The sequence below is a fragment of the Niallia sp. WK069_GA_01 genome, from assembly GCF_983173855.1.
In genome coordinates this window covers 4,852,547-4,874,394 of record NZ_OZ470138.1, presented here as the reverse complement: position 1 = coordinate 4,874,394, position 21,848 = coordinate 4,852,547, and the positions used below count along the sequence as shown (strand labels likewise).

The 21,848-nt window shown below is 34.7% G+C and carries 20 protein-coding genes and 1 riboswitch; of the genes, 18 read left to right on the top strand and 2 right to left on the bottom strand.

The genetic code is table 11. The annotated features are described in order from the left end of the window. Positions 1 to 433: 433 nt before the first annotated feature. From AC5LWL_RS22655 to AC5LWL_RS22605, 11 genes are all read left to right on the top strand, one after another. Positions 434 to 1,336 carry a LysR family transcriptional regulator gene (locus tag AC5LWL_RS22655; RefSeq protein WP_493436401.1) on the top strand — a complete coding sequence of 301 codons (903 nt, stop codon included), beginning with the start codon at positions 434 to 436 and terminating at the stop codon, positions 1,334 to 1,336. 51 nt (positions 1,337 to 1,387) lie between these two features. Continuing rightward, complete coding sequence (locus AC5LWL_RS22650) at positions 1,388 to 1,903, top strand: methylated-DNA--[protein]-cysteine S-methyltransferase (protein WP_493436400.1); 516 nt, start codon at positions 1,388 to 1,390, stop codon at positions 1,901 to 1,903. Between the two features lie 185 nt (positions 1,904 to 2,088). Then, the gene (locus tag AC5LWL_RS22645) at positions 2,089 to 2,667 is read left to right on the top strand and encodes an ECF transporter S component (protein ID WP_493436399.1); all 579 of its coding nucleotides are present in this window, start codon (positions 2,089 to 2,091) and stop codon (positions 2,665 to 2,667) included. 612 nt (positions 2,668 to 3,279) lie between these two features. Beyond that, positions 3,280 to 3,385, top strand: a riboswitch (SAM riboswitch). Positions 3,386 to 3,472: 87 nt separating this feature from the next. Next, a complete protein-coding gene (locus AC5LWL_RS22640; protein ID WP_493436398.1) occupies positions 3,473 to 3,619 on the top strand; it encodes a YezD family protein in 147 nt (48 codons plus the stop codon). A gap of 128 nt (positions 3,620 to 3,747) precedes the next feature. Then, positions 3,748 to 4,437: a phosphoadenylyl-sulfate reductase gene (locus AC5LWL_RS22635; RefSeq protein ID WP_493436692.1), complete on the top strand. Its 690-nt coding sequence runs from the start codon at positions 3,748 to 3,750 to the stop codon at positions 4,435 to 4,437. Positions 4,438 to 4,453: 16 nt separating this feature from the next. Then, positions 4,454 to 5,530: a sulfate permease gene (cysP, locus tag AC5LWL_RS22630; RefSeq protein ID WP_493436397.1), complete on the top strand. Its 1,077-nt coding sequence runs from the start codon at positions 4,454 to 4,456 to the stop codon at positions 5,528 to 5,530. A 99-nt stretch (positions 5,531 to 5,629) separates the two neighbouring features. After that, positions 5,630 to 6,778: a sulfate adenylyltransferase gene (gene sat / locus AC5LWL_RS22625; RefSeq protein WP_493436396.1), complete on the top strand. Its 1,149-nt coding sequence runs from the start codon at positions 5,630 to 5,632 to the stop codon at positions 6,776 to 6,778. Positions 6,779 to 6,796: 18 nt separating this feature from the next. Continuing rightward, on the top strand, positions 6,797 to 7,405 hold the full coding sequence (cysC, locus tag AC5LWL_RS22620) for an adenylyl-sulfate kinase (protein WP_493436395.1): 609 nt from the start codon (positions 6,797 to 6,799) through the stop codon (positions 7,403 to 7,405). Positions 7,406 to 7,705: 300 nt separating this feature from the next. Then, positions 7,706 to 8,479, top strand: coding sequence for a uroporphyrinogen-III C-methyltransferase (gene cobA, locus AC5LWL_RS22615; protein WP_493436394.1), 774 nt, complete (start codon positions 7,706 to 7,708; stop codon positions 8,477 to 8,479). After that, positions 8,479 to 9,237: a sirohydrochlorin chelatase gene (locus AC5LWL_RS22610; protein ID WP_493436393.1), complete on the top strand. Its 759-nt coding sequence runs from the start codon at positions 8,479 to 8,481 to the stop codon at positions 9,235 to 9,237. The genes cobA and AC5LWL_RS22610 overlap by 1 nt, the downstream gene beginning before the upstream one ends. After that, a complete protein-coding gene (locus AC5LWL_RS22605) occupies positions 9,218 to 9,823 on the top strand; it encodes an NAD(P)-binding protein (RefSeq protein ID WP_493436392.1) in 606 nt (201 codons plus the stop codon). Before AC5LWL_RS22610 ends, AC5LWL_RS22605 begins: the two co-directional genes overlap by 20 nt. A gap of 78 nt (positions 9,824 to 9,901) precedes the next feature. On the opposite strand, the gene AC5LWL_RS22600 is transcribed toward AC5LWL_RS22605, so the two are convergent. Both AC5LWL_RS22600 and AC5LWL_RS22595 read right to left on the bottom strand, forming a co-directional pair. After that, positions 9,902 to 10,666, bottom strand: coding sequence for a MurR/RpiR family transcriptional regulator (locus AC5LWL_RS22600; protein WP_493436391.1), 765 nt, complete (start codon positions 10,664 to 10,666; stop codon positions 9,902 to 9,904). Positions 10,667 to 10,786: 120 nt separating this feature from the next. Next, positions 10,787 to 12,121 carry a 6-phospho-alpha-glucosidase gene (locus tag AC5LWL_RS22595; protein ID WP_493436390.1) on the bottom strand — a complete coding sequence of 445 codons (1,335 nt, stop codon included), beginning with the start codon at positions 12,119 to 12,121 and terminating at the stop codon, positions 10,787 to 10,789. A 557-nt stretch (positions 12,122 to 12,678) separates the two neighbouring features. Here AC5LWL_RS22595 and AC5LWL_RS22590 point away from each other — a divergent pair. The 7 genes from AC5LWL_RS22590 to AC5LWL_RS22560 all read left to right on the top strand — a co-directional run bounded on the left by AC5LWL_RS22590 (position 12,679) and on the right by AC5LWL_RS22560 (position 21,750). Then, a complete protein-coding gene (locus tag AC5LWL_RS22590; protein ID WP_493436389.1) occupies positions 12,679 to 13,092 on the top strand; it encodes a hypothetical protein in 414 nt (137 codons plus the stop codon). Between the two features lie 80 nt (positions 13,093 to 13,172). Continuing rightward, a complete protein-coding gene (locus tag AC5LWL_RS22585) occupies positions 13,173 to 14,513 on the top strand; it encodes a transposase family protein (protein WP_493432582.1) in 1,341 nt (446 codons plus the stop codon). A gap of 236 nt (positions 14,514 to 14,749) precedes the next feature. Next, on the top strand, positions 14,750 to 17,062 hold the full coding sequence (locus tag AC5LWL_RS22580; protein ID WP_493436388.1) for a response regulator: 2,313 nt from the start codon (positions 14,750 to 14,752) through the stop codon (positions 17,060 to 17,062). Between the two features lie 174 nt (positions 17,063 to 17,236). Further along, positions 17,237 to 19,285, top strand: coding sequence for a PAS domain S-box protein (locus AC5LWL_RS22575; protein ID WP_493436387.1), 2,049 nt, complete (start codon positions 17,237 to 17,239; stop codon positions 19,283 to 19,285). Positions 19,286 to 19,315: 30 nt separating this feature from the next. Then, complete coding sequence (locus AC5LWL_RS22570) at positions 19,316 to 20,263, top strand: sugar ABC transporter substrate-binding protein (protein ID WP_493436386.1); 948 nt, start codon at positions 19,316 to 19,318, stop codon at positions 20,261 to 20,263. 91 nt (positions 20,264 to 20,354) lie between these two features. Then, positions 20,355 to 20,786, top strand: coding sequence for a VOC family protein (locus tag AC5LWL_RS22565; RefSeq protein ID WP_493436385.1), 432 nt, complete (start codon positions 20,355 to 20,357; stop codon positions 20,784 to 20,786). A gap of 319 nt (positions 20,787 to 21,105) precedes the next feature. Next, entirely contained in the window at positions 21,106 to 21,750 is a 645-nt protein-coding gene (locus AC5LWL_RS22560) for a hypothetical protein (protein WP_493436384.1), read from the top strand. The last annotated feature ends 98 nt before the right edge of the window (positions 21,751 to 21,848 follow it).

Here is a 21,848-nt window from a genome sequence, read left to right as displayed (position 1 = left end):
CTTACGTAAAAGAGTGGTTATCCTACATTTTAAGCTTTTTTTAATAGATAAGAAAGTATAAAATTTTTGAAATTTGAAGAGTGTCTAGCTTCGCCGGCCAGCGCCTAGCTCCTATGAGTATAACCTCTTGCCTCTAAAAGTAAAGAAGACTTTTTGAGTCAAGAGAACATTTTTCTTTGGAGCTGAACAAGGCGTTTGCGCTTTTCTTGTAAAGTCTATGCCTGAATTTTTTTTATTCTAAATTGGCAGTAATTCCCCAATGTCATTAAGCTGGATAACAATATATTGGGAATAGGGTGAAAAGCGAGAGTATGCGCTAGATTTTCTGATGCTTCACTTTATATATGTACTTTACTGGAAGAAGTAGAATTAGTAAAATACATATAACTTATTACAACTATTAGTATTATTAATAATTAAAGGGGAGATTCTATTGCATTATGATGCTTTAAAAACATTTGTAACTCTTGCAGAAGTAAAAAACTTTACGAAGACAGCTGAAATTCTTCTCATGTCTCAGCCAAGTGTTAGTTTGCATATAAAAAATCTAGAAAAGGAATTTCAAACAAAATTATTTGAACGTTCTCCTAAATTTTTAAAAATCACCCCTACTGGTGAAATTTTATATGATTGTGCTATTCAAATGATTACAATCTATGATCAGACAAAACAAAATATTCTAGAACATCATCATGCTATAAAAGGAAAATTAAAGATTGGTGCTAGTTTTACAATTGGTGAATATATTCTTCCGCCACTATTGCAGGATTTGCAAACAGACTATCCGAGCTTAGAACTAGAGGTTATTATTGGTAATACAGAAGAAATCGTGCAATCAGTGCGTCTATATAAAGTCGATATAGGATTAATTGAAGGACAAACAAATGAAAAGGATTTGTCTGTTCATGCCTTTATGGAAGATGAGTTATTTATTGTCTCTTCTAATTCCCATAAACTTGCGTTAAAGGAAGATGTGGCAATGGCTGAACTGCAGAATGAAACATGGATAACAAGAGAAGTGGGTTCAGGGACAAGAGAATATCTGAACCATGTTATTCGTTCGAATGGATTAAAGGCGAAATCATTTCTGACAATTAGCAGCAATCAAGGTATTAAAGAAACACTGATAAGAGGAATGGGATTATCGCTTTTATCTAAGAGTGTTATTGAAAGAGATATAGTGCAGCATCAGCTTTCCATTGTCCAAGTGAAAAATCATGCCTTTATTCGAACCCTTTCTTATGTGTATTCACCTATTATGCGTGATAAAAAAAATGTGAAGATATTTATTGGTGCATTAATGAAAAAATTTCCCGATAATAGAGAGAAGAAATAATATCAAAAAAATGATTACAAATAAAACAACCAAAAAGGAGGAGAATGAAAAATGGAAAAAATCTATTGGTCTTTATTGTCAAATAATGAATGGCAAATGTATATCGCAGCAACAGAAAAAGGACTTTGTTATGTTGGATCACAGAATCAGCCTTTTAGTGAACTTCTTCAGTGGGTTGCAAAAAAATATCCGACCGTGGAGCTAGAGGAAGGGGAGGCTTACTTAGAGCCTTATAAAAAAGAACTGATCGAGTATTTAAGCGGAGCACGCCAAACGTTTACCATTGCTTTCGATTATTCTGGGACGGTATTTCAACAAGCAGTATGGGAGGCATTAGCTGCTATTCCTTATGGAACAACTATGGGTTATGCAGAAATTGCTACAAAAATAAATAAACCTAAATCTGTAAGAGCTGTTGGTACTGCAATAGGGGCAAATCCTATTCTAATTGTTGTACCGTGTCATCGAGTCATTGGGAAAAACGGAAAATTGACAGGCTATAGAGGTGGTCTTGAGATGAAGGAGAAGCTGCTTCAGTTAGAAAAGAATCTTCTTGTGAATAGGTAAGAGTGAAAAAATGGTGTTGTTTTCTACAAGCATTGGCTTTGTTGTAATCCAGCAATTATGTTTTATTTGGTGGAGGCAAGGATAGAGACTCCATTAAAAGTATATTCCAAAAATACTCCATTTTTCGGACTTAATCGAACTTTTAACGTATAATAATTTAGTGATTTTGATTAAAGGAGTATTATATGAATAAGAAAAATAGGACGTTAAGAATTGTGTTATTAGGCATGTTTTCAAGCATTATCTTTTTGCAAGCAACTATCCCTTTTCTTGGTTTAATTCCCATTGGACCACTCAGTTTAACATTTATTCACGTTACCGTTATTGTGGCAGCAATAGTATTAGGTCCTGCAGAAGGAGCAGTAGTAGGAGGAGTGTGGGGGATTATAACCTTTGTACGAGCTTTTACAAATCCTACAAGTATAATTGCACCGATTATTTTTACGAATCCACTTGTCTCTGTAGTACCTCGTATCTTAATTGGAGTGGTTGCTGGGTTTGTTTTTCATAAGCTGTTAAAAAATAAAAATGCAGCTGCAATGAGTATCGCGGGAATAGTGGGTTCTTTAACCAATACAATTTTAGTACTTGGACTTATTTATCTTTTTTATCGTACGCCATACGCTAATATGTATAAGATTGATGTAAATGAGATATTGCCTGTATTGCTTGGCATTGTAGGGACAAACGGGATTCCAGAAGCAATTCTATCTGCAGTTCTTGTACCAATAATAGCAAAGCCGTTGTTAAAGTTAAGGAAATAAGCTACCCTGAAAAAAGGAATCCGCAGGTGGAATACACTTCGCTTTCCTGTGGGCGAGCGCCGAGCCGCTTCGTCGCTGCGCTCCTGCAGGGTCTCGTCTTTCTCGCTTTCCCACGGGAGTCTTCGTGTATTCCACCTGCTCTCTGCTTTAAACTTTGGCCATAAAACAAAATAGAAAGCTGCTTCTTTATATACCCCAAGGTGCAAATTTTGTTTGCATGATTGTCTTCTCTGAAAAAAGGGTTCCCAGCACTCTCAATAAATCCGCAGCCAGCATACACTTCGCTTTCTATGGGGCTACGCTTGAGCCTCCTCGGTGTTTCAACATATCAAATTGTCTGTTTTCACTTTTCATGGTGCAAATTTGGTTTCATGAAAGTTTCTCGATAGAGCCTGTGATAGCAGCATGCTGACAAGGGGAAAGCGAATGTTATAAGTTGTAGCAGAATAAAGTTTGCAGCGCACTATTTTTATTGTTTTACATATTCTCTATATAATAGCTAGACATAAGGGGGTTAATGCCTCTATTATAGAATGATATCAATCCCGACTAAACAACTAGAAAAACTTATTGACAATAATGACAATTATGATAAAATTTAGAAAACTAAATCGCTTATCAAGAGAGACGGAGGGAATTGGCCCGAGGATGTCCAGCAACCTGCACTGAAGCAAGGTGCTAACCCCAACAAGATGGTTTCCATTTTGGAAGATAAGGTTAAAGATTACCTTATCTTCTCATTGTGGGAGGATTTTTTTATACTATTTGATTTAGAGATTTCCTTTTTAAGGGAGGGGATTTGTTTATGGGGGAAGCAAATCAGCTAGATAGAGTAAAGGACCAATTAGAACAAATATTAAAAGACATGAAATTTGGCTCCGTCACTTTAGTCGTTCAAGACGGAAAAGTGATTCAAATTGAAAAGAATGAAAAAATTAGGCTAGGTAAATAAAACCGCTGACTAGAAAAACTAGAGGCAGTTTTAACAGGGATTGTTAAAGCTGTTTTTTTATTTTTTTCTAAAAATGAAGGTAAGGATGGGAGAGTTTTAGATTGAGTCAGCTAGTTACTTATGAAAATATCGATAATTTTCAAGGGATAAATGTTTCGATTGATAACGATACGAAAGGAGCATTGGAAGTATTAAAGTGGGCTTATGATACGTATGGTGATCAAGTAGTCTATGCATGCAGCTTTGGCATAGAGGGGATTGTGTTAATCGATTTAATATCAAAAGTAAAGAAAAATGCAAAAATAGTTTTTTTGGACACAGATGTTCATTTTCAAGAAACATATGAGCTGATTGACAAAGTAAAGGGAAAGTATCCTGAGCTTCAAATTGAGATGAAAAAGCCTGCATTAACATTAGAGGAACAAGCAGAACAGTGGGGTGAAGAGCTTTGGAAAACGAATCCTAACAAATGCTGTGAAATAAGAAAAATAACGCCATTAAATGAGGTTCTGTCTAATCCAGTTGCATGGATCTCAGGATTAAGAAGAGAGCAGTCAGAAACAAGGAAAAATACTGAATTTATCAATAAAGATAATCGATTTAAATCTGTTAAAGTCTGCCCGCTTATTTATTGGACATGGAAAGATGTATGGAGATATGCTCATAAGCAGCAATTAGACTATAACATTCTGCATGATAAAGGATATCCAAGCATTGGCTGTAAAACATGTACACAGCCGACCTTTAATATGGATGATTTGCGCTCGGGAAGATGGACAGGAAAAGGAAAAACAGAATGCGGACTGCACTTACAATGATTTGGAGAACTCAAAAATGATATTAATTTTAGCATGTATTATGTCCCTGTTTTTTGCAATGAATATTGGCGCAAGCGGTGCTGCTGCAAGTCTTGGGGTAGCATATGGATCTGGAGCCATCCCTAGTAAAAGAATAGCTTTATCCATATGTGCAGTAGCCATTCTTTTAGGAGCAGTGATTGGCGGAAGCGAAGTAGTTAAAACAATTGGAGAAGGACTTATCCCAAGCTCCATTCTGAATGCAAAAGTTGTATTAATCATTCTATCTTCTGCAGCTATTGCTTTATTCATTGCTAATCTCATGGGAATCCCACTTTCAACTAGTGAAATAACTGTAGGAAGTGTGGTCGGAGTAGGTATAGCGTATAAAAGTCTTTTTGTAGGTCATATATTATGGATTGCTTTATTTTGGTTGTTAGTGCCTTTAGTCGCCTTTATTATTGCTTTTGCGACAGGAAAACTAATCCAAAAACTGGAGCGTAAATTCAGTTGGCTGCAAGAAGAAAAAAACCAGCGTATTTTAACGATTTTTGTAATTATCGTTGGCTTTCTAGAAGCTTTTTCAGCAGGTATGAATAATGTGGCAAATGCTATTGGACCTTTAGTTGGGGCAGAGCTTGTTTCCATGAATACAGGAATATTAGTAGGTGGATTTGCCATCGCCGCGGGTGCCTTTTTATTAGGAGGAAGAGTACTGCAGACAAATGGGAAAAAAATTGTCCGTTTTAGTAAATTAGAAGGCGGCGTGATTTCTGGAACTGGTTCTGCCCTAGTTATTATCGCGTCTATTTATGGATTGCCAGTTCCATTAACACAGGTGACAAGCACGGCTATTATCGGAATTGGTGTTTCAAAAAATGGATTAGGCATATTTAAAAAGCAAGTAATTCACCGAATTTTAAAAGTTTGGATTGTATCTCCAGTTTTATCGCTTGTTATCTCTTATGGATTGGTGCAGCTGTTTATTAAAACGGATTTGTATATTGTATTTATTTTAATTGGGGTATGCATCGCAACACTGGGGTTAATTAGTTTAGTAAAAACAATTAAAGCCGACAATCGTTCTGTTTACGAAGAAGGTGGAGGTATATAAATAGAAAGTTGGATGGAGCAGGGCATTCGGTAATAGAGCAAGGTAGAATATTAATTCTTAGTAAAATAATATAATCAAAAAAATAATGAGGTGCAAAAAATGACAGTAAGTATACCACATGGCGGAACATTGATTAATTTATGGGAACCTAACTACAAATTTGTTGGAAAAGAAAAAGAATTAGAGATAGATATCATTGCGTTAAGTGACCTAGAATTGCTTGGAAATGGAGCATATAGTCCACTAACTGGCTTTTTAACACGAAAAGATTACGAATCAGTTGTAGAAAATATGCGTTTAGCAGATGGAACAGTATGGAGTATACCGATTACACTTCCGGTGACAGAAGCACATGCTAAAGGAATTAGCGTACAGGATATCGTGAAACTTAACTATAATGGGGAAACATACGGTGTTTTACAGGTAGAAGATATATATGTGCCAGATAAAATTACAGAAGCGAAATCTGTCTATCGTGCAGATGATGAAGCACATCCAGGTGTGAAGAAAATGTATGAAAGAGGTAATGTTTATTTAGGAGGATCTATTAAACTAGTAAAGAAAATAGAGAAAAAAGATTTTACTAGCTTTTATCTAGATCCGCAAGAAACAAGAGCCGTATTCCAAGAAAAGGGATGGAAAACAGTAGTAGGATTTCAAACAAGAAATCCTGTTCACAGAGCACATGAATATATTCAAAAGACTGCGTTGGAGATTGTAGATGGATTATTTCTAAATCCACTTGTTGGCGAAACGAAATCAGATGATATCCCAGCAGATGTACGTATGGAAAGCTATCAAGTGTTATTAAAAAATTATTATCCTGAGGATCGCGTATTTTTAGCTGTTTTCCCAGCTGCAATGCGTTATGCTGGACCAAGAGAAGCAATTTTTCATGCAATGGTCAGAAAAAATTATGGATGTACCCATTTTATTGTTGGCAGAGATCATGCAGGGGTTGGAGATTATTATGGGACATATGATGCTCAAAAAATATTTGCTAATTTTACAGTCGAAGAATTAGGTATTAATCTATTATTTTTTGAACATAGCTTCTACTGCAAAAAATGCGAAAATATGGCTTCTACAAAAACTTGCCCACATGACAAAGAGCATCATGAAATTTTGTCTGGTACCAAAGTACGCAAACTGCTAAGAGATGGAGAAATACCACCAAGCACATTCAGCAGAAAAGAAGTGGTTGAGGTATTAATCAACGGCTTAAAAAAACAACAGATTCATTCTTAAGTAATGGGGGATAAAACATTGAGTCAAAGCACAAATATTACATGGCATGAACAAACGATTACGAAGCAGCAAAGAAGGGGTAGAAATAAGCATCACAGTTATATCCTTTGGTTTACAGGTCTATCTGGTTCAGGGAAATCAACAGTTGCTAATGCAGTAGCAAGACGTTTATTTGATGATAGTACCAATACGTATGTCTTAGATGGAGATAATATTCGTTTTGGCATCAATAAAGATTTAGGATTTTCTGAAGAGGATCGTACCGAAAATATCAGAAGAATCGGGGAAGTCAGCAAACTATTTGTTGACGGTGGACAAGTGGTGTTAACGGCATTTATTTCACCATTCAGAGAAGATCGTGATAAAGTAAGAGAATTGCTTGCAGAAGATGAATTTATTGAGGTTTATGTAAAATGCTCTCTTGAAGCATGTGAGCAAAGAGATCCGAAAGGCTTATATGAAAAGGCAAGAAAAGGAATCATTAAGGACTTTACAGGGATAAGTTCTCCATACGAAAAGCCGAAACAGCCTGAGATCGTAATCGATACAGAGAAAAAATCGATTGAAGATTGTGTAGAACAAATTGTCCAATATTTGAAAGAAAAGGACTACTATATTACTGCTTAATTAAAAATAAGTAAATAATGTGTTTGTGAGTATAGGGGAAAGAGAAGAACTGTTTTTAGAACAATTAGAAGAGAAGATAATAGCCTCTTTTGATAAAACAGTTCTTTCTTCCTTTTAAAAATTCTTATAGTGCGTGTTCAAAAAGGACCGAGAAGTTCGAGGCGGAAAAGCAAACCAACGAAGAAATTCAATGTGTCATTTTTACCTGACTTTTTGAACAACCTCTTATATATTCATAGTATGAATCATTATATATTGCTTGTTTAAAAGGAAAACAACAAGAGAGGGAAGGTGAGATAGATGGGAATCGTGTATTTGGTTGGAGCTGGTCCCGGAGACCCTGATTTAATAACAGTGAAGGGGTTAAAATGTATAAAAAGCGCTGATGTTATTCTTTATGACCGCCTCGTAAACAAAGATTTATTAGCATATGCCAAACCAAAGGCAGAACTTATTTACTGTGGTAAGCTTCCAAACCACCATATCATGAAACAAGAGGTAATTAATCATTGTCTTGTGAAGCATGCTCAGAAAGGAAAGATTGTAACAAGATTAAAAGGCGGAGATCCATTTGTATTTGGCAGAGGGGGAGAGGAAGCGGAAGCGTTAGCTAAAAACGGGATTCCTTTTGAAATAGTTCCTGGCATAACTGCTGGTATAGCAGCACCAAGTTATGCTGGCATACCTGTTACACACAGGGATTATGGTTCTTCCTTCGCTTTTGTCACTGGTCATATAAAAAATGGACAAGAAGACCATATTAAATGGGAAGCTTTATGCCATATTGATACCTTAGCTATTTATATGGGGGTAAAAAACCTTCCTTCTATTCGAGAAAAATTGCTTTTGCATGGAAAAAAAGCATCTACACCTGTTGCCTTAATTAATTGGGGTACGACAAGCATCCAAAAAACCGTTGTGACCACTCTTGGTGAAGTAGTGGAAGATGCGGCAAATGGAAAAATAGATAATCCTTGTATGATTATAGTGGGAGAGGTAGTGAAGATGAGAGAAAAAATCAGCTGGTTTGAAGAGGCATATCTTGAAAAATTACCAACTGAGGTAGTTTTATAATGGAGGCTGTTTTATATATATGCCATGGAAGCAGAATAAAGGATGCTTGCGATCAAGCTATTTCTTTTGTAAAGCAATGTATGGACCAGCAAGACTCGATGATACAAGAATATTCTTTTTTAGAATTGGCAGAACCGACAATTGAACAAGCCTTTCAACGATGTATAGAAAGAGGAGCAACGTCTGTTTATGTTATACCTGTTTTGCTTTTAACTGCAGCTCATGCCAAAAAGGATATACCAGAAATATTAGAGAAGCTTGCGGAACAATATCCAAAAACGGAAATTCGTTATGGAAAGCCAATTGGTGTTCATGACAAGATGGTTGAAATAGTTTTGGAAAAAATAAAAGAGTCTCCTTTGTCTAAAAAGAAGGATTTATTTGTATTGTTAGTAGGTAGGGGAAGCAGTGATCCAGATGTAAAGCTGGATTTAGGAAATATTGCTGCTTTAGCAGAAAAAAGACTTTCAGGCGTCCATGTAAAGGATTATTATTTAACCGCTGCAAATCCTAGTTTTATCGAAGGGCTGGAATTTGCGAAGTCTTCTGTTTATTCGAATATATTGGTTATTCCGTATTTATTATTTACAGGGATATTAATAAATTCAATGACCAAAACAATGCAGCAATATACGGATGGAACAAAACAGTATGAACTAGCTTCTTATCTAGGTTATCATCCTTTTATCGCTGATATTTTAAAGGAGAGACTAACGGAAGTGATAGAGGAAGATAATTATGTATGCATTAATGGTTAATATGAAAAACAAAGAGTGTGTGATTGTAGGGGGAGGAAAAGTAGCTCTGCGAAAAACGTCTGCTTTATTAAAGGAGAAAGCAAATATTACGATTATCAGTCCTGAAGTTTGTTCCGAGTTAGAGAAGCTAGGGGCAGAGGGGGAAGTTAAAATCGTCAAAAGGAAAGCTGTAGATGAGGATTTTACGTTTGCCTTTTATGTCATCGCGGCGACAAATGATGAACACATAAACAAAAAGATTGCTGCGAAATTAGAGAAAACAAAGCTTGTTAATATTGCTTCTTCTACTACAGAAGGAAATTGTCATGTGCCAGCAAGTCTGCAAAAGGGAAAGCTAATGCTTGCAGTTTCAACTAATGGTGCAAGTCCGATGCTCGCAAAAAAAATCAGAGATGAATGGTCCTCTACCTATGATGATGATTTTGAACGATATGTAGATTTTTTAAATGAAGCAAGACAAACAATAAAGCAGTTGGAATTTCCAGCTAAACACAAAAGGGAATTGCTTCAAGAAATTATTGATGAAAAATATAAAAATTCGGAAACTCTTCGAAATTCTTTTTCAACCCTTCTAAAAAGCTTCTAAGTTTCCTTGTGTATGGATAGGATGTGCCCTCATTCTTTTTTTAGAATGTAGAAAAGGGGGGAATATGCTAAGGTTGTATTACTTTCTTTTATTCACATATTCTATGTAACCGAATGCTAATGCTTCTACTACTAGAAAAAAGGAAGCGGCAGATTGAACCCACCAATTTTTAGGATCAGAATGGAAGGTACTAGATGCGTATAAGCAGTAATGTGCATGACCAGATAACCAATTGCTTTTAAAATTAGTAACCGATATAATCTTTGCTCCTTTTACAATGGGAATATCCAACAACCCTTGTAAATTCGGGTTTTCTCCAGACAGAGAAAAAAGAATGATTAAATCATTGCTTGTCAATTTTTCTATAATAAGACGGTATTCATTTGCATATACCATGCCAGGAATAATCTGAACTGGTTTTCCTATTAAAAGGAATAAACGCTGTAATTCAGCTGCTTGATTTCTTTGAGCGATACCTGTTGAAATCACATAAATATTTTCACAAGCCTCGATTGCTTCATAAATTGGCTCTAAATCGGCGTCCTTTAAGTATTCAAGTGTTTTAGTAGCATCTGTTATTACTTGCTTAAATAAATCATGACGTTCAACTGCCGTATCAGTATGGTGAAATTTAACAAAGTTTTTAAATTCGCTATAACCACTAAATCCTAGTTTCTGTGTAAATCGTAAAACAGAGGACTTGGATGCCAGACTATGTTTGGCCAACTGGGTAATCCCCATTGTACCTATTTCTTCTTTGTGTGCCAGTACATATTGGGCTATAGTGAAATCCGTATTGCTTAAATATTCATAGTTTTTATTGATTATTTCTTCTAGGTTCATATGAACTCCCTCCAAATAAGCAAAAAATAGAGGATGAAATCAACCCTCTATTAAGTGTAACAAAATTAGGTTCATTTATCCTGTATTGCAAGTTTAAAGATATTCATAAAAGAAAATCCATTAGTGAAGTATTGGCCAATAGTCTTTGTTTGCTTGGATTAGTTCATCTAGAATATCTTTTGCCACTTTTGCACTTGGCACTGTTTTAGATAATGTGAGAGCCTGCCATAGCTTTTGATAGGATTTTTCCAAGTATGCTTGAACAACTAATTTTTCTACTGCAATTTGTTGTTCCATTAATCCTTTTTGAAAAGTAGGAATTTCTCCTATCGCCAAGGGCTCTACTCCACTTTTACTTACTAAACAAGGAATTTCAACCATTGCAGTCGAATCAATATTTTTAATGGACCCATTATTTGGAACAATTAGCAGCATTCGTTCATACGTATTATAGGAAAGGGCACCTGCAAGTTGTACAATGAATTCTGCATGTTCTCCTGCCTCAATACTTGTTCCTGCTGCAGTTCCTTCATTTGCAATGCGTTTACATTCAGCAAAAACATGTTTTTCACGATGATTCATTACTTCATTCGCTCTTGTTACATTTGGATTCGCATGTGCTACTACATAATCAGCAAATAGATAATACTTTAAATAAGTATTAGGTAGTGTATCAGGATCAACAGCATAAAGATCTTTCGCCTTTGTGAACGTATCCATCCAACTGGATTCCTGTAGCAAAGGATTATTAACTCCATCATTTTTGGCACCATATCCCCATTGCTTTACATGTTCTTTTAGCTTAGGCATTAAGTCATTGCCTTCTTTATCATAAATTTCTGTCCACCAGCCAAAGTGATTTAGACCATAGTATCTTTCTATTATTTCGTTTTCAGATGTTAATCCTAAAATATTTGCCATTGATTTTTTTATTGCGACAGGCATATCACATATATTAATGATTTTTGCTGTAGGACGCATAATACGGGTTGCCTCTGCTACGATAGAAGCTGGATTAGAATAATTAAGCATCCATGCGTTAGGAGAATATTTTTCCATATAATCAATTAATTCTATTACTCCAGGAATGGAGCGCATTCCATAGGCAATACCGCCAGGGCCACAAGTTTCTTGACCAACAACTCCATTTTTTAAAGGGATTTTTTCATCTTGTTCTCTCATGGCAAGTCCACCCACACGAATATGTGCCATTACATAATCAATATCTGTAAAAGCCTCTTCTGGATCAACCGTTGCTACAAAATCTATTTGAGGAGCACGTTCTTTTATAATAATTTCACAAGCTTTCGCGATAATATCTTGACGTTCTCTATTATTATCATAAAATTTTAATTTTCTTAATGGAAATTTATCTTGATTTTCAATAAGCATCATCACGATTCCAGCAGTATAAGTACTTCCTCCCCCTGCAATAACAACAGAGTTCTTTTTCATAGTAAAGCCCCCATTTTTTAAAATTTTTATAAAAGGAATTCCTTAAATTCAGTATAAGATACAAATATAAGAATAATAAGAGAAGCAGAAGAAACTGGGAAAAAGTCGCAACAGTTGGCATTCTAGCAGCAATGAAAAAGAAGAAACAATTACTAAGTATGAGAGCCTATTTTCAAGGTAGACAACCATGCAAACAACATGGCAAATGAAAAGAAGCAGGGAGCAGTCAGAATACTCTGGGATCTGCGAGGCGAGACCCGCCGCAGGAGCATGCTCAGAAGATAGCAAAGTGTATACCTGCTGAGGACTCATTGAAAGAGCGAAAGCAACTTTTCAGGGTAGCTTAAAATAACACAGTTATTGTTGCTTCATTTATTAACATAATATTGTATGAATAGTATTTCTTGTAATATAATTTTGATAAGACAATCTTACTGAACCATCTTCTAAAAAGTTCGAACTTGGAAAAGTAATACGTTGATTAATAAGTCAAAACTACTATTCTTATTCAAAAGTTTTAATAATTAGCATCTTCAAAGGATGGAAGGGCGGGATAAATGAAATTTCGAACAAAGCTCTATGGTGGCCTAGGAATCATTTTTATTTTACTCATGATTCTTATAGCGATACTGATGAACATGTTGAAACAACAAAATGATAATATGCATGTTCTTGTAAATGAGTTATCAGAAAGAATCAAAATTACTGCCACAATAAAAAATGAAGTGAATAATATGAGCAGAGAAGTAATTGAAATATCAACTAACCCATCTTCAAAAATAGTAGCCAATACATTAAATGATTGGGAAGAATCAAAAATAATTATAAATTCATCCATTGAAATGCTTAAAGAAATGGATAAGCGAAAACAATCTCAAGAATTGCTCATGAAATTTTTCACCATTTATAAGACTTTTGAACAAAATGGACAAGAAATTGCAGCTCTGAAGAGTAAAAGTTTTTCGAGATAATTCCACCTAACACTCGCCAAATATAGGATAATTAGGATATACAAAACCCTATTATATTGATATTTGGGAGGATTTTTTTTATGATAACTAGAAAAGACAAACGTGATAAAGAAAAAGGGATAAACTTTTTATTCGAGTTTCTGAAAACGCAGAAACACTTTTTTAAAGATTTTAATAAGTTGCTTAAAAAAGTAAAGGATCCAAGACACCAGGGCTATACCATTTATGACCCAGAAGTCCTTTTGATGATGGTTATTTTAAAAAACACCTGTAATCTAAAAAGCATGCGTGAAATGACGAATGAATTCAACAAGGACGAGTGCATTGAAAATATAGGAAAAATTTTAGGGATTGAACATTTGGAAGAATTACCCCACTATGACACAATCAATAATTTTCTTTCTCGGTTGAAACCAGCAGAACTTGAACATATCCGAACGTACATGATCAAAGAATTATTGAAAAAGAGGTGCTTTGATTCTTATCGGATTGAGGGGAAATATTGGGGCGTTATCATTGATGGTACAGGCATTTTCACGTTTAATGAAAAGCATTGTGACCACTGCTTGAGACGAAATTACAAGGAAAAGGATAAGGAAACGGGTGAAGAAAAAACAAAGACCATCTATATGCATCACGTCCTAGAAGCTAAATTGGTTGTTGGAGATATGGTGCTGAGTGTTGACTCAGAATTTATTGAAAATGAATCGGAAGACGTGGAGAAACAAGATTGTGAACTAAATGCTTTTTATCGATTGGCTACAAGACTTAAAGACACATTCAAACGGCTGCCCATCTGTATCATTGCCGATAGTCTTTATGCGTGTGAAAAGGTCTTTAACCAATGCAAGAAATATAAGTGGAACTATTTATTTCGATTCAAGGAAGATCGCATCAAAAGTATTGCCAGTGAGTTTCAGGTATTAAAAAATATGGAAGACAATGTCTTGAATATAAATGAAGATAGCCAACAAGGAAGAATTACTTGGGTGAACGGAATTGTTTATAGGGAACATCAACAAAGTGTGCTGGAATACGAAATGGAGACGAAAAAGGGAAAACAAAAGTTTCTTTTCCTTACCAACATAAAAATCACAAAAAAGAATGCCAAAAGGCTCGTTAACACTGGACGAAGCCGTTGGAAAATAGAAAACGAGGGATTTAACAGACAAAAAAACCTACGCTATCACATTCAACACGCAAGCAGTAAAAATTACAATGCCATGAAAAATCATTATTTATTGGCCCAGATTACAGAAATCATAATGGTGCTTCATGAGCAAGGGTCGAAAGCATTGAAGCGCGTCAAAAAAACGGTAAAAGAAATATCCTCGCGACTGTTAGAAGCCTTGCGCGGGCAAACACTAACAAACGAGGATATAGTACAACTGGGAAAACCAATGCAAATTAGATTTACCTAGTGCCATAATTATAACAAAAGGATGTGGTGTTGGGAAAGAGAAAAGTAGTTATCCACAATTTCACAATGGAAATGACGAAATTGGCTTGTCTTTTTTGGTAAAAAGGACGAAAATGACAATGGTAAATTTTTACATGTGAATAAGTTACTTTAACATCTTTCACATTTTTTTATCAAAGTTTACTCCTCGGAGCTGAAGAAATTGTAACAGAGTATCAAAGAGATGAGAATAGTGAATTGGATTCTTCCAATATTTCTGCTAATCAAGAAAAGGAACGGCTATTACAAATTATTAATCTACTATATACGTTACAGGAACAAGAAATGAAGGATGAACTTTTCCGTACAAAAGAAACATATACGATGGCAGTGAAAATGATTTATATTTATGTTTTTATAGGAATTTTCATTAGTGTGGCCATAGCAGTCTGGATTATAAAAGGAATAACCCAAAATCTTAATCGGGTATCTTCTGTCATGTCAAGTGTTGCCTATCATCATGGAACGCAATTCCCGAGAATACTAGTAACGGCAAAAGATGAAATAGGGAAAATTGCGGAAGCCTATAATGAAATGGCATTAGCATTAGAAGAGCATTCAAAGCATGAAGCGGTGCTAAAGAAAAAAGCAGAGGAACAGAGCTGGCTTGATTCAAAAATTGCAGATATTACGTCTACTTATCCATGCGCTGATGACTTTAAGTCGTTGGCAAATTTATTTATTGCCCATATTGCCCCAGCAATCGAGGCACAGTATGGAGTATTCTATATCAAAGCAGGTCTGGAAGAACAGCAGACTTTAGATGAAATTGCTTCATATGGATTTATAAACAAAAAAGGAAAACAAAGCTTTTTACTTGGAGAAAAGCTAGTAGGGCAATGTGCTTTAGATAATAAGCCAATATATATAACAAAGATTCCCAATGATTATGTGAAAATAGAGACAGGCGTAGGAGAATCCATGCCTAAAAATATTTATATTCTGCCAATCGAATATGAAGGAGAAGTGCTTGCGGTAATAGAGTTTGCTTCTCTTAAATTATTCAGTCCTATGCAGCAAAAGTTACTAATTACTGTAATTGGACATTTAGGAATAGCCATCAATAGTATGAAGAATCGGATGCAGGTGAAAAGATTGCTAGAAGATTCACAGATGCTCACAGAAGAACTGCAGAGCCAGTCAGAAGAGCTGCAAGTACAACAAGAAGAACTGATAGCGATCAATGAAGAATTGGAAGCACAATATAAATCCTCTGAGCAAAAAAATGAAGAGTTGAAAAAACTTAGCGTGATATTAGAAGAAAAGGCACAGCAACTTGTCATTAGTTCTCAATATAAAACAGAATTTCTCGCAAATATGTCTCATGAACTTCGTACACCACTTAATAGTATGTTGATACTTGCACAGATGTTAGTAGAAAAGAGGAATGATAACTTAACAGCAACGCAATTAGAATACTTGCAGACAATAAACACATCAGGCAATGACTTGCTGCATGTAATAAATGAAATTTTAGATTTGGCAAAGATAGAAACAGGGAAAATGGATATTGTGGAAGAGGATGTAATGCTTGAAGATATTCGCATATTTGCAGAAAAATATTTTCAACACTTGGCTGATAAAAAAGGCCTTCATTTTAAAGTGATTGCAAGTGAAGATTTACCACTATCCATATACACAGATGTACATCGCTTAAAACAGATTTTAACCAATTTATTAGCTAACGCCTTTAAATTTACAAATAAGGGGAGCGTGAAATTATTTATACAACTTGAAACGGAATCCAAGTTTGAATCTGGCCCATTGTTACATGAAGATTCAGTAATCTTGTTTACTGTTTCAGATACTGGAATAGGCATTGCACTGGATAAACAAGAGCTTATATTTGAAGCTTTTCATCAAGCAGATGGAACAACTAGCCGTAAATATGGAGGGACTGGCCTAGGTCTTTCGATAAGTAAACAGATCTCTAGCTTGTTGGGGGGCAAAATTAGGCTGAAAAGTGAGGTAGGAGTAGGAAGTTCCTTTACACTTTATTTGCCATATAAGCAAAAAAAGAAAATAGAGAATCCCGTTTTGTTAGAAAGAAGATCTGCAACAGGTCAAGAGAACGTGATTGATGGAAAGAAAAGTTTAAATGTTGGTAGAACAGATTTACAAAGCGAATCCTCCTTTAAGGGAAAGAAAATTTTAATAGTTGATGATGACATGAGAAATATTTTCTCATTAACGGCGGCATTAGAAGAGTATGAGATAGACGTATTATTCGCAGAGAATGGAAAAGAAGGAATTGCGAAATTAATAGAACATGATGATATAGATCTTGTCTTAATGGATATTATGATGCCGGAAATGGATGGATTGGAGGCGATATCAAAAATCAGAAGTATGCCAAAGTTTCAAAGTATTCCAATTATTGCCTTGACTGCTAAAGCAATGAAGCATAATCGAGAACAATGTATAGACGCTGGTGCATCTGATTATATAAGAAAACCAATAAACTTAGAGCAGCTATATTCTTTAATACAAGTATGGCTGTATAGAAGTTAGGTGTTTTCTTTTTTGAATGGCGTCAACTGAAGAAAAGCCGAAGCCGTGTATGTTTTTAATTTAGCTGCTGCAAATTCGAGGTTATGGGTCTATTATAAAATCGCTTCATTCCATCAGGTTTTCTTGGATTGGGCAAGAGAGAGGAGGTCCGGTTTACAGAATATGCCGGACATTATGAAGAATATAATTCTTAAGAAAAAAAATACTGTGAAATCAAATGAACCGAAAAGACCAGAGGCCATAAATATTTTAATGGTAGATGATCTTCAAGAAAACCTGATTGCGTTAAAAGCGGTATTGAGTTCTCCGAAATATCATTTAGTCAGTGCAAAAACAGGAGAAGACGCATTAAAATGTATCTTGCAACACGATTTTGCGGTAATCCTTCTTGATGTACAAATGCCAGGATTAAGCGGTTTTGAAACAGCAAAGTTGATAAAAAAACGAAAGCGATCAATGGATATTCCAATTATTTTCCTTACGGCGATAAGTAACGACATAAACCATATTATCGAAGGGTATGAAGTAGGAGCAATTGATTATATTGTAAAGCCATTTAATCCAGAGGTACTAAAGAATAAGGTTGAACAATTTGTAAGTATATACGAACGTCATACAGAAAATCTTAAAGAGATGGAAAAGAATCGCACCCTCGAAAGAGAAAAGATAAATTTAGAGCTGAATCTTACAAAATTAGATTTATCTAAACAAGAGGCACTAACAAAGGTTATACAAGATACATTGCTGGATATTATTATTACGTTTAATGAAGATGGTATTATATTATCTGTTAATCCAATGGGGGAGAAAATACTAGGCTATACCGAAGCAGAATTAATAGGAAAACAGATAGATTCTCTTCTGTGTTCAATTGGAAAGGACGAAAAGAAAACGACTTCTATGATGGATTCTTTCTTTCATTGTATTGGAAAAATTAGTGAAGGTGTTGTAAAACGAAAAGATGATAGCGTGTTTCCGGCAGATATTCATATCGGTGATGTTATGTTAGAGAAATATCATATTTTTGTATGCACCATTCGTGATATTACAGAACGTAAAGAAATAGAGCAGATCAGAAAGCTGCAAATAGATAAATTAGAACAAGTAGTGGAAGAGAGAACAAGGGACTTATTATTGGTTAATAAGAAGTTAAAACAGGAAATGGAAGAGCGGAACAAGGTAATGGACGATCTGCTATTATCTGAAGGACGCTTTCGGCAGATTTTTGAGGCAAGCCCATGTTTAATGGCCATTCGCTCGATACAAGAAGGAAGATTTATTGCCGTCAATAATAATTGGATAAATAGCATGGGGTATGAAATGGAGGAGTGGAAAGGCGATGATCATTCAGGAAGAATCTTTAAAGAGAAAGAAAATGGGCAATATGTAAGCGTTACAGAGTATGAATGGAATACTCCAATGAATAATAAGAAAGTAACCTATCATACGAAATCCGGCTTAATAAGAGATGCCTTATTGTCCACAGAAACAATAATGATTGAAAATAGAAATTGTGTGCTCCTTGTATTAAATGATATTACAGAAAGAACACTTATGGAAAAAGAAATGTATAAATTGGATCAGTTAAATTTAGTAGGGGAAATGGCGGCAGGGATTGCTCATGAAATTCGAAACCCAATGACAACGGTGCACGGTTTTTTGCAAATGGGAAAGATGGATAAGCAGATGCTAACAGTGGACCATATGGATTTAATGATCGATGAATTAGATAGGGCAAATAAAATCATAAAAGAATTTTTAACGTTAGCGAAAAACAAGACAAGCGATAAAAAATACCATTCGCTTAATGGAATTATTGAAATTATCTTCCCACTCTTAAATGCAGAAGCCCTTTTAGCTGGAAAAAGAGTGGTGCTGGAATTAGAAACATGTCCAATGCTTTACTTAGATGAAAAAGAAATTCGTCAGCTTTTGTTAAATATTGCATTAAACGGACTTGAATCTATGATTCATGAAGGTCTTCTTCTTATAAAAACATATGAGCAAGATGAACATGTTGTTTTACAAATCAAAGACAGTGGAGAAGGAATTAAGGAAGAGATTTTAGAAAAGTTGGGAACACCTTTCTTTACAACGAAGGAAAATGGAACAGGGTTAGGATTAGCTGTCTGCTATAGCATTGCAGATCGTCATCAAGCAACAATTAAAATCAATTCAAGTAATAAAGGAACAACCTTTTCTATTTATTTTAAAATAGTATAATTACAAATATCGAGGATAGGAGATTATTAATTGAGAAAAAAATGGCTCATCCTAATGGTGTGTATCGTTTTTTCTAGTGGAATATTAGGTTATATGATAAAAGAAAAGTATGAAAAAAAACCAAAAATAATGGTAGTTTTAAAAGCGACAAAACCAGATTACTGGAAAATGATGATTACTGGTTTCCAAAATGCCTTTGATCACTATGGTATAGAGGGAAGCATATTGGCTACGGACAATACGAAGGAAATGCAGCTAACTATATTAAAGCGAGTATTAGAGGAAAAACCGGATGCGTTAATATTTTCACCAGAGAACCCCGAGGCTTCCATATCTATATTAAAGGAGTATAATAGTGAAAATATTCCTGTGTTACTTGTTGATACAGATATGGAAGAATTCGATAAGACTTCTTTTATCGGCACAAATAATAGTACATTAGGTGTAAAAGCAGGGGAGTTATTGTCATCTATGGTACAACCGAATGATGAAATATTACTTTTAGGCTGGAAATCTATTGATCATGTCGGCAGAGATCGAATCGATGGAGCAAATGAAACGTTAACAGATGCTGGTGTTCAGACAATAATTAGGGAGCAATCCGAATTGACTGAAATAAGACCAATGCTTACAAGCGTTTTGCAAAAGAATCCTAAATTAAAGGGAATATTTGCAACAGACGATATTATGGCTCTTGAAGTAATGAAGATTCTCCAAGAAAAAAAAATAAATATACCTGTTGTTGGAGCAGATGGCATTATAAAAATGGTCCAATTAATTGAAAAGGGCATCTTGAAATCTACTATTTCTCAAAATCCTTATGATATGGGCTATATTAGTGCAGTAAATGCTTGGAAGGCCATAAATGGGGAGAAAGTAATTCAGAATATTGATAGTGATGTTGATATAATTACAAGTGATAATGCAAAAAGTAAACTAGAATTTCTTAAAAAAATAACGGGGAATCAAGATGATTAGATAGAATAATAAATTATTTATACCCTTTTATGATAACTTGAAAGGGTGTATTACCAAGCAACTAAAAAAAATTTTATCAGGAGGAAAGTTGATGATTCCACAAAGAATATCTTTAATCACATTAGGGGCAGTTCAATTGCCTTTATTGCGCGAATTTTATCGGAAGTTAGGATGGGAAGAAACAGAAATCAGTTCTGATCAATATGCGGTTTTCAAAACCGCTGGAGTGATGCTGACGCTTTTTCCTTTAGAAGAACTAGAGAAAGATGCTGGAGTTGAGTTCGCTTCACCGAAAACAGGATATAAAAATATAACGTTGGCAATTAATGTGGATACATCTGAACAAGTAGATGCTGTTATAGAGGAAGTAAAATTAATTGGAGGAAAAGTATTAAGAGAACCAAGTGAGGCTTTTTGGGGTGGGCGTACTGCCTACTTTGCTGATCCTGAAAATAATGTATGGGAAGTGGCTTGGAATCCATCCTCTGTTTTTGATGAAAGAGGAGCGATGATTAACTTTTAATAATAGAGACGGCTGTTGAAAAGTAACGGGTTCGGTTGATGAGGAGAAAACATTAAATCACAATCAAATGGGAGGCATAATTCGTATATGGATTTATTTCTTCTTTAAATCTAACAGAATAATGGAGACGCCTGCACAATGATTGGGAATTATAGATGAAAAGTTTGATTTAAAGGATATAATTTATCTGAGGTAGTTCGCTTCATATGAAGCGAACTTATTTTTTAAAAATGGATAATGGAAAATTGTGTTAAAATAATTTATAAAAGAAATAGTAAATTGTTTGTAATTTTACTACATATCAAGAAGGAGAGTTTGAATGGCATTAGAAGTACATAACAAAGGTATCCAAGTCCATTTTAAATCTTACTTACTTTATGTTGGATTTGGATTAGTTGGGGGTATTATAACTAGATTATCTGATTTTTCCCCAAATGATGACTTATGGAGTTTTAGCTCAATAGCCACTTTATTTGGCTTTTGGATGCTAACAGTGACATTAATTATATATTATAGTTCTTCAAATAAAAATGCTGCTATTAATGTTCTATTGTACCTATTCGGTATGAATTTTAGTTTTTACTTTTTGAAATATCTATTTGGCTTGTTCGTTCCTATGTTTTACAATGAAGGAATTCAATGGAATCTGTTTATACTGTATAATGTTTTTGCCTTAGTATGTAGTGCTATTAGTTATGTACTTTATTTTTGGAACAAAGAGAACAAAATGAGTAACTTTTTGTACGCACTTCCAGTAAGCGGATTAGCTGCGGAAACAATTGGCGTTATTATCTATTTATATAACAACCATACCTTTTTGTTTCAAGTCATTTTTGATTCCATTAGTTTAATAATAGTAGGCTATTGGTTCTATAAAAAAGTAAATAATAAACTGATTTATTTAGTAACCATAATCGTTGTCACTTTAATAGGTTATTTTCTGTTTTACCATCCTTTTCTCTAAACGATTTTATTGAAAATAAATCATAAAATGAGGCTGAGACATAACTAAATAGATAATAGGTAAAGATGAACAAGCTCTAATGTAGTATTTAAATGGTT

Excerpts from the sequence above, each read along its gene's own strand:
- AC5LWL_RS22650 (WP_493436400.1), top strand. The coding sequence starts at position 1,388 with ATGGAAAAAATCTATTGGTCTTTATTGTCAAATAATGAATGGCAAATG.
- sat (WP_493436396.1), top strand. The coding sequence starts at position 5,630 with ATGACAGTAAGTATACCACATGGCGGAACATTGATTAATTTATGGGAA.
- cobA (WP_493436394.1), top strand. The coding sequence starts at position 7,706 with ATGGGAATCGTGTATTTGGTTGGAGCTGGTCCCGGAGACCCTGATTTA.
- AC5LWL_RS22575 (WP_493436387.1), top strand. The coding sequence starts at position 17,237 with ATGAAGAATATAATTCTTAAGAAAAAAAATACTGTGAAATCAAATGAA.
- cysP (WP_493436397.1), top strand. The coding sequence starts at position 4,454 with ATGATATTAATTTTAGCATGTATTATGTCCCTGTTTTTTGCAATGAAT.
- AC5LWL_RS22645 (WP_493436399.1), top strand. The coding sequence starts at position 2,089 with ATGAATAAGAAAAATAGGACGTTAAGAATTGTGTTATTAGGCATGTTT.
- AC5LWL_RS22605 (WP_493436392.1), top strand. The coding sequence starts at position 9,218 with ATGTATGCATTAATGGTTAATATGAAAAACAAAGAGTGTGTGATTGTA.
- AC5LWL_RS22560 (WP_493436384.1), top strand. The coding sequence starts at position 21,106 with ATGGCATTAGAAGTACATAACAAAGGTATCCAAGTCCATTTTAAATCT.
- AC5LWL_RS22600 (WP_493436391.1), bottom strand. The coding sequence starts at position 10,666 with ATGAACCTAGAAGAAATAATCAATAAAAACTATGAATATTTAAGCAAT.
- AC5LWL_RS22585 (WP_493432582.1), top strand. The coding sequence starts at position 13,173 with ATGATAACTAGAAAAGACAAACGTGATAAAGAAAAAGGGATAAACTTT.
- AC5LWL_RS22610 (WP_493436393.1), top strand. The coding sequence starts at position 8,479 with ATGGAGGCTGTTTTATATATATGCCATGGAAGCAGAATAAAGGATGCT.
- AC5LWL_RS22565 (WP_493436385.1), top strand. The coding sequence starts at position 20,355 with ATGATTCCACAAAGAATATCTTTAATCACATTAGGGGCAGTTCAATTG.
- AC5LWL_RS22640 (WP_493436398.1), top strand. The coding sequence starts at position 3,473 with ATGGGGGAAGCAAATCAGCTAGATAGAGTAAAGGACCAATTAGAACAA.
- AC5LWL_RS22595 (WP_493436390.1), bottom strand. The coding sequence starts at position 12,121 with ATGAAAAAGAACTCTGTTGTTATTGCAGGGGGAGGAAGTACTTATACT.
- AC5LWL_RS22590 (WP_493436389.1), top strand. The coding sequence starts at position 12,679 with ATGAAATTTCGAACAAAGCTCTATGGTGGCCTAGGAATCATTTTTATT.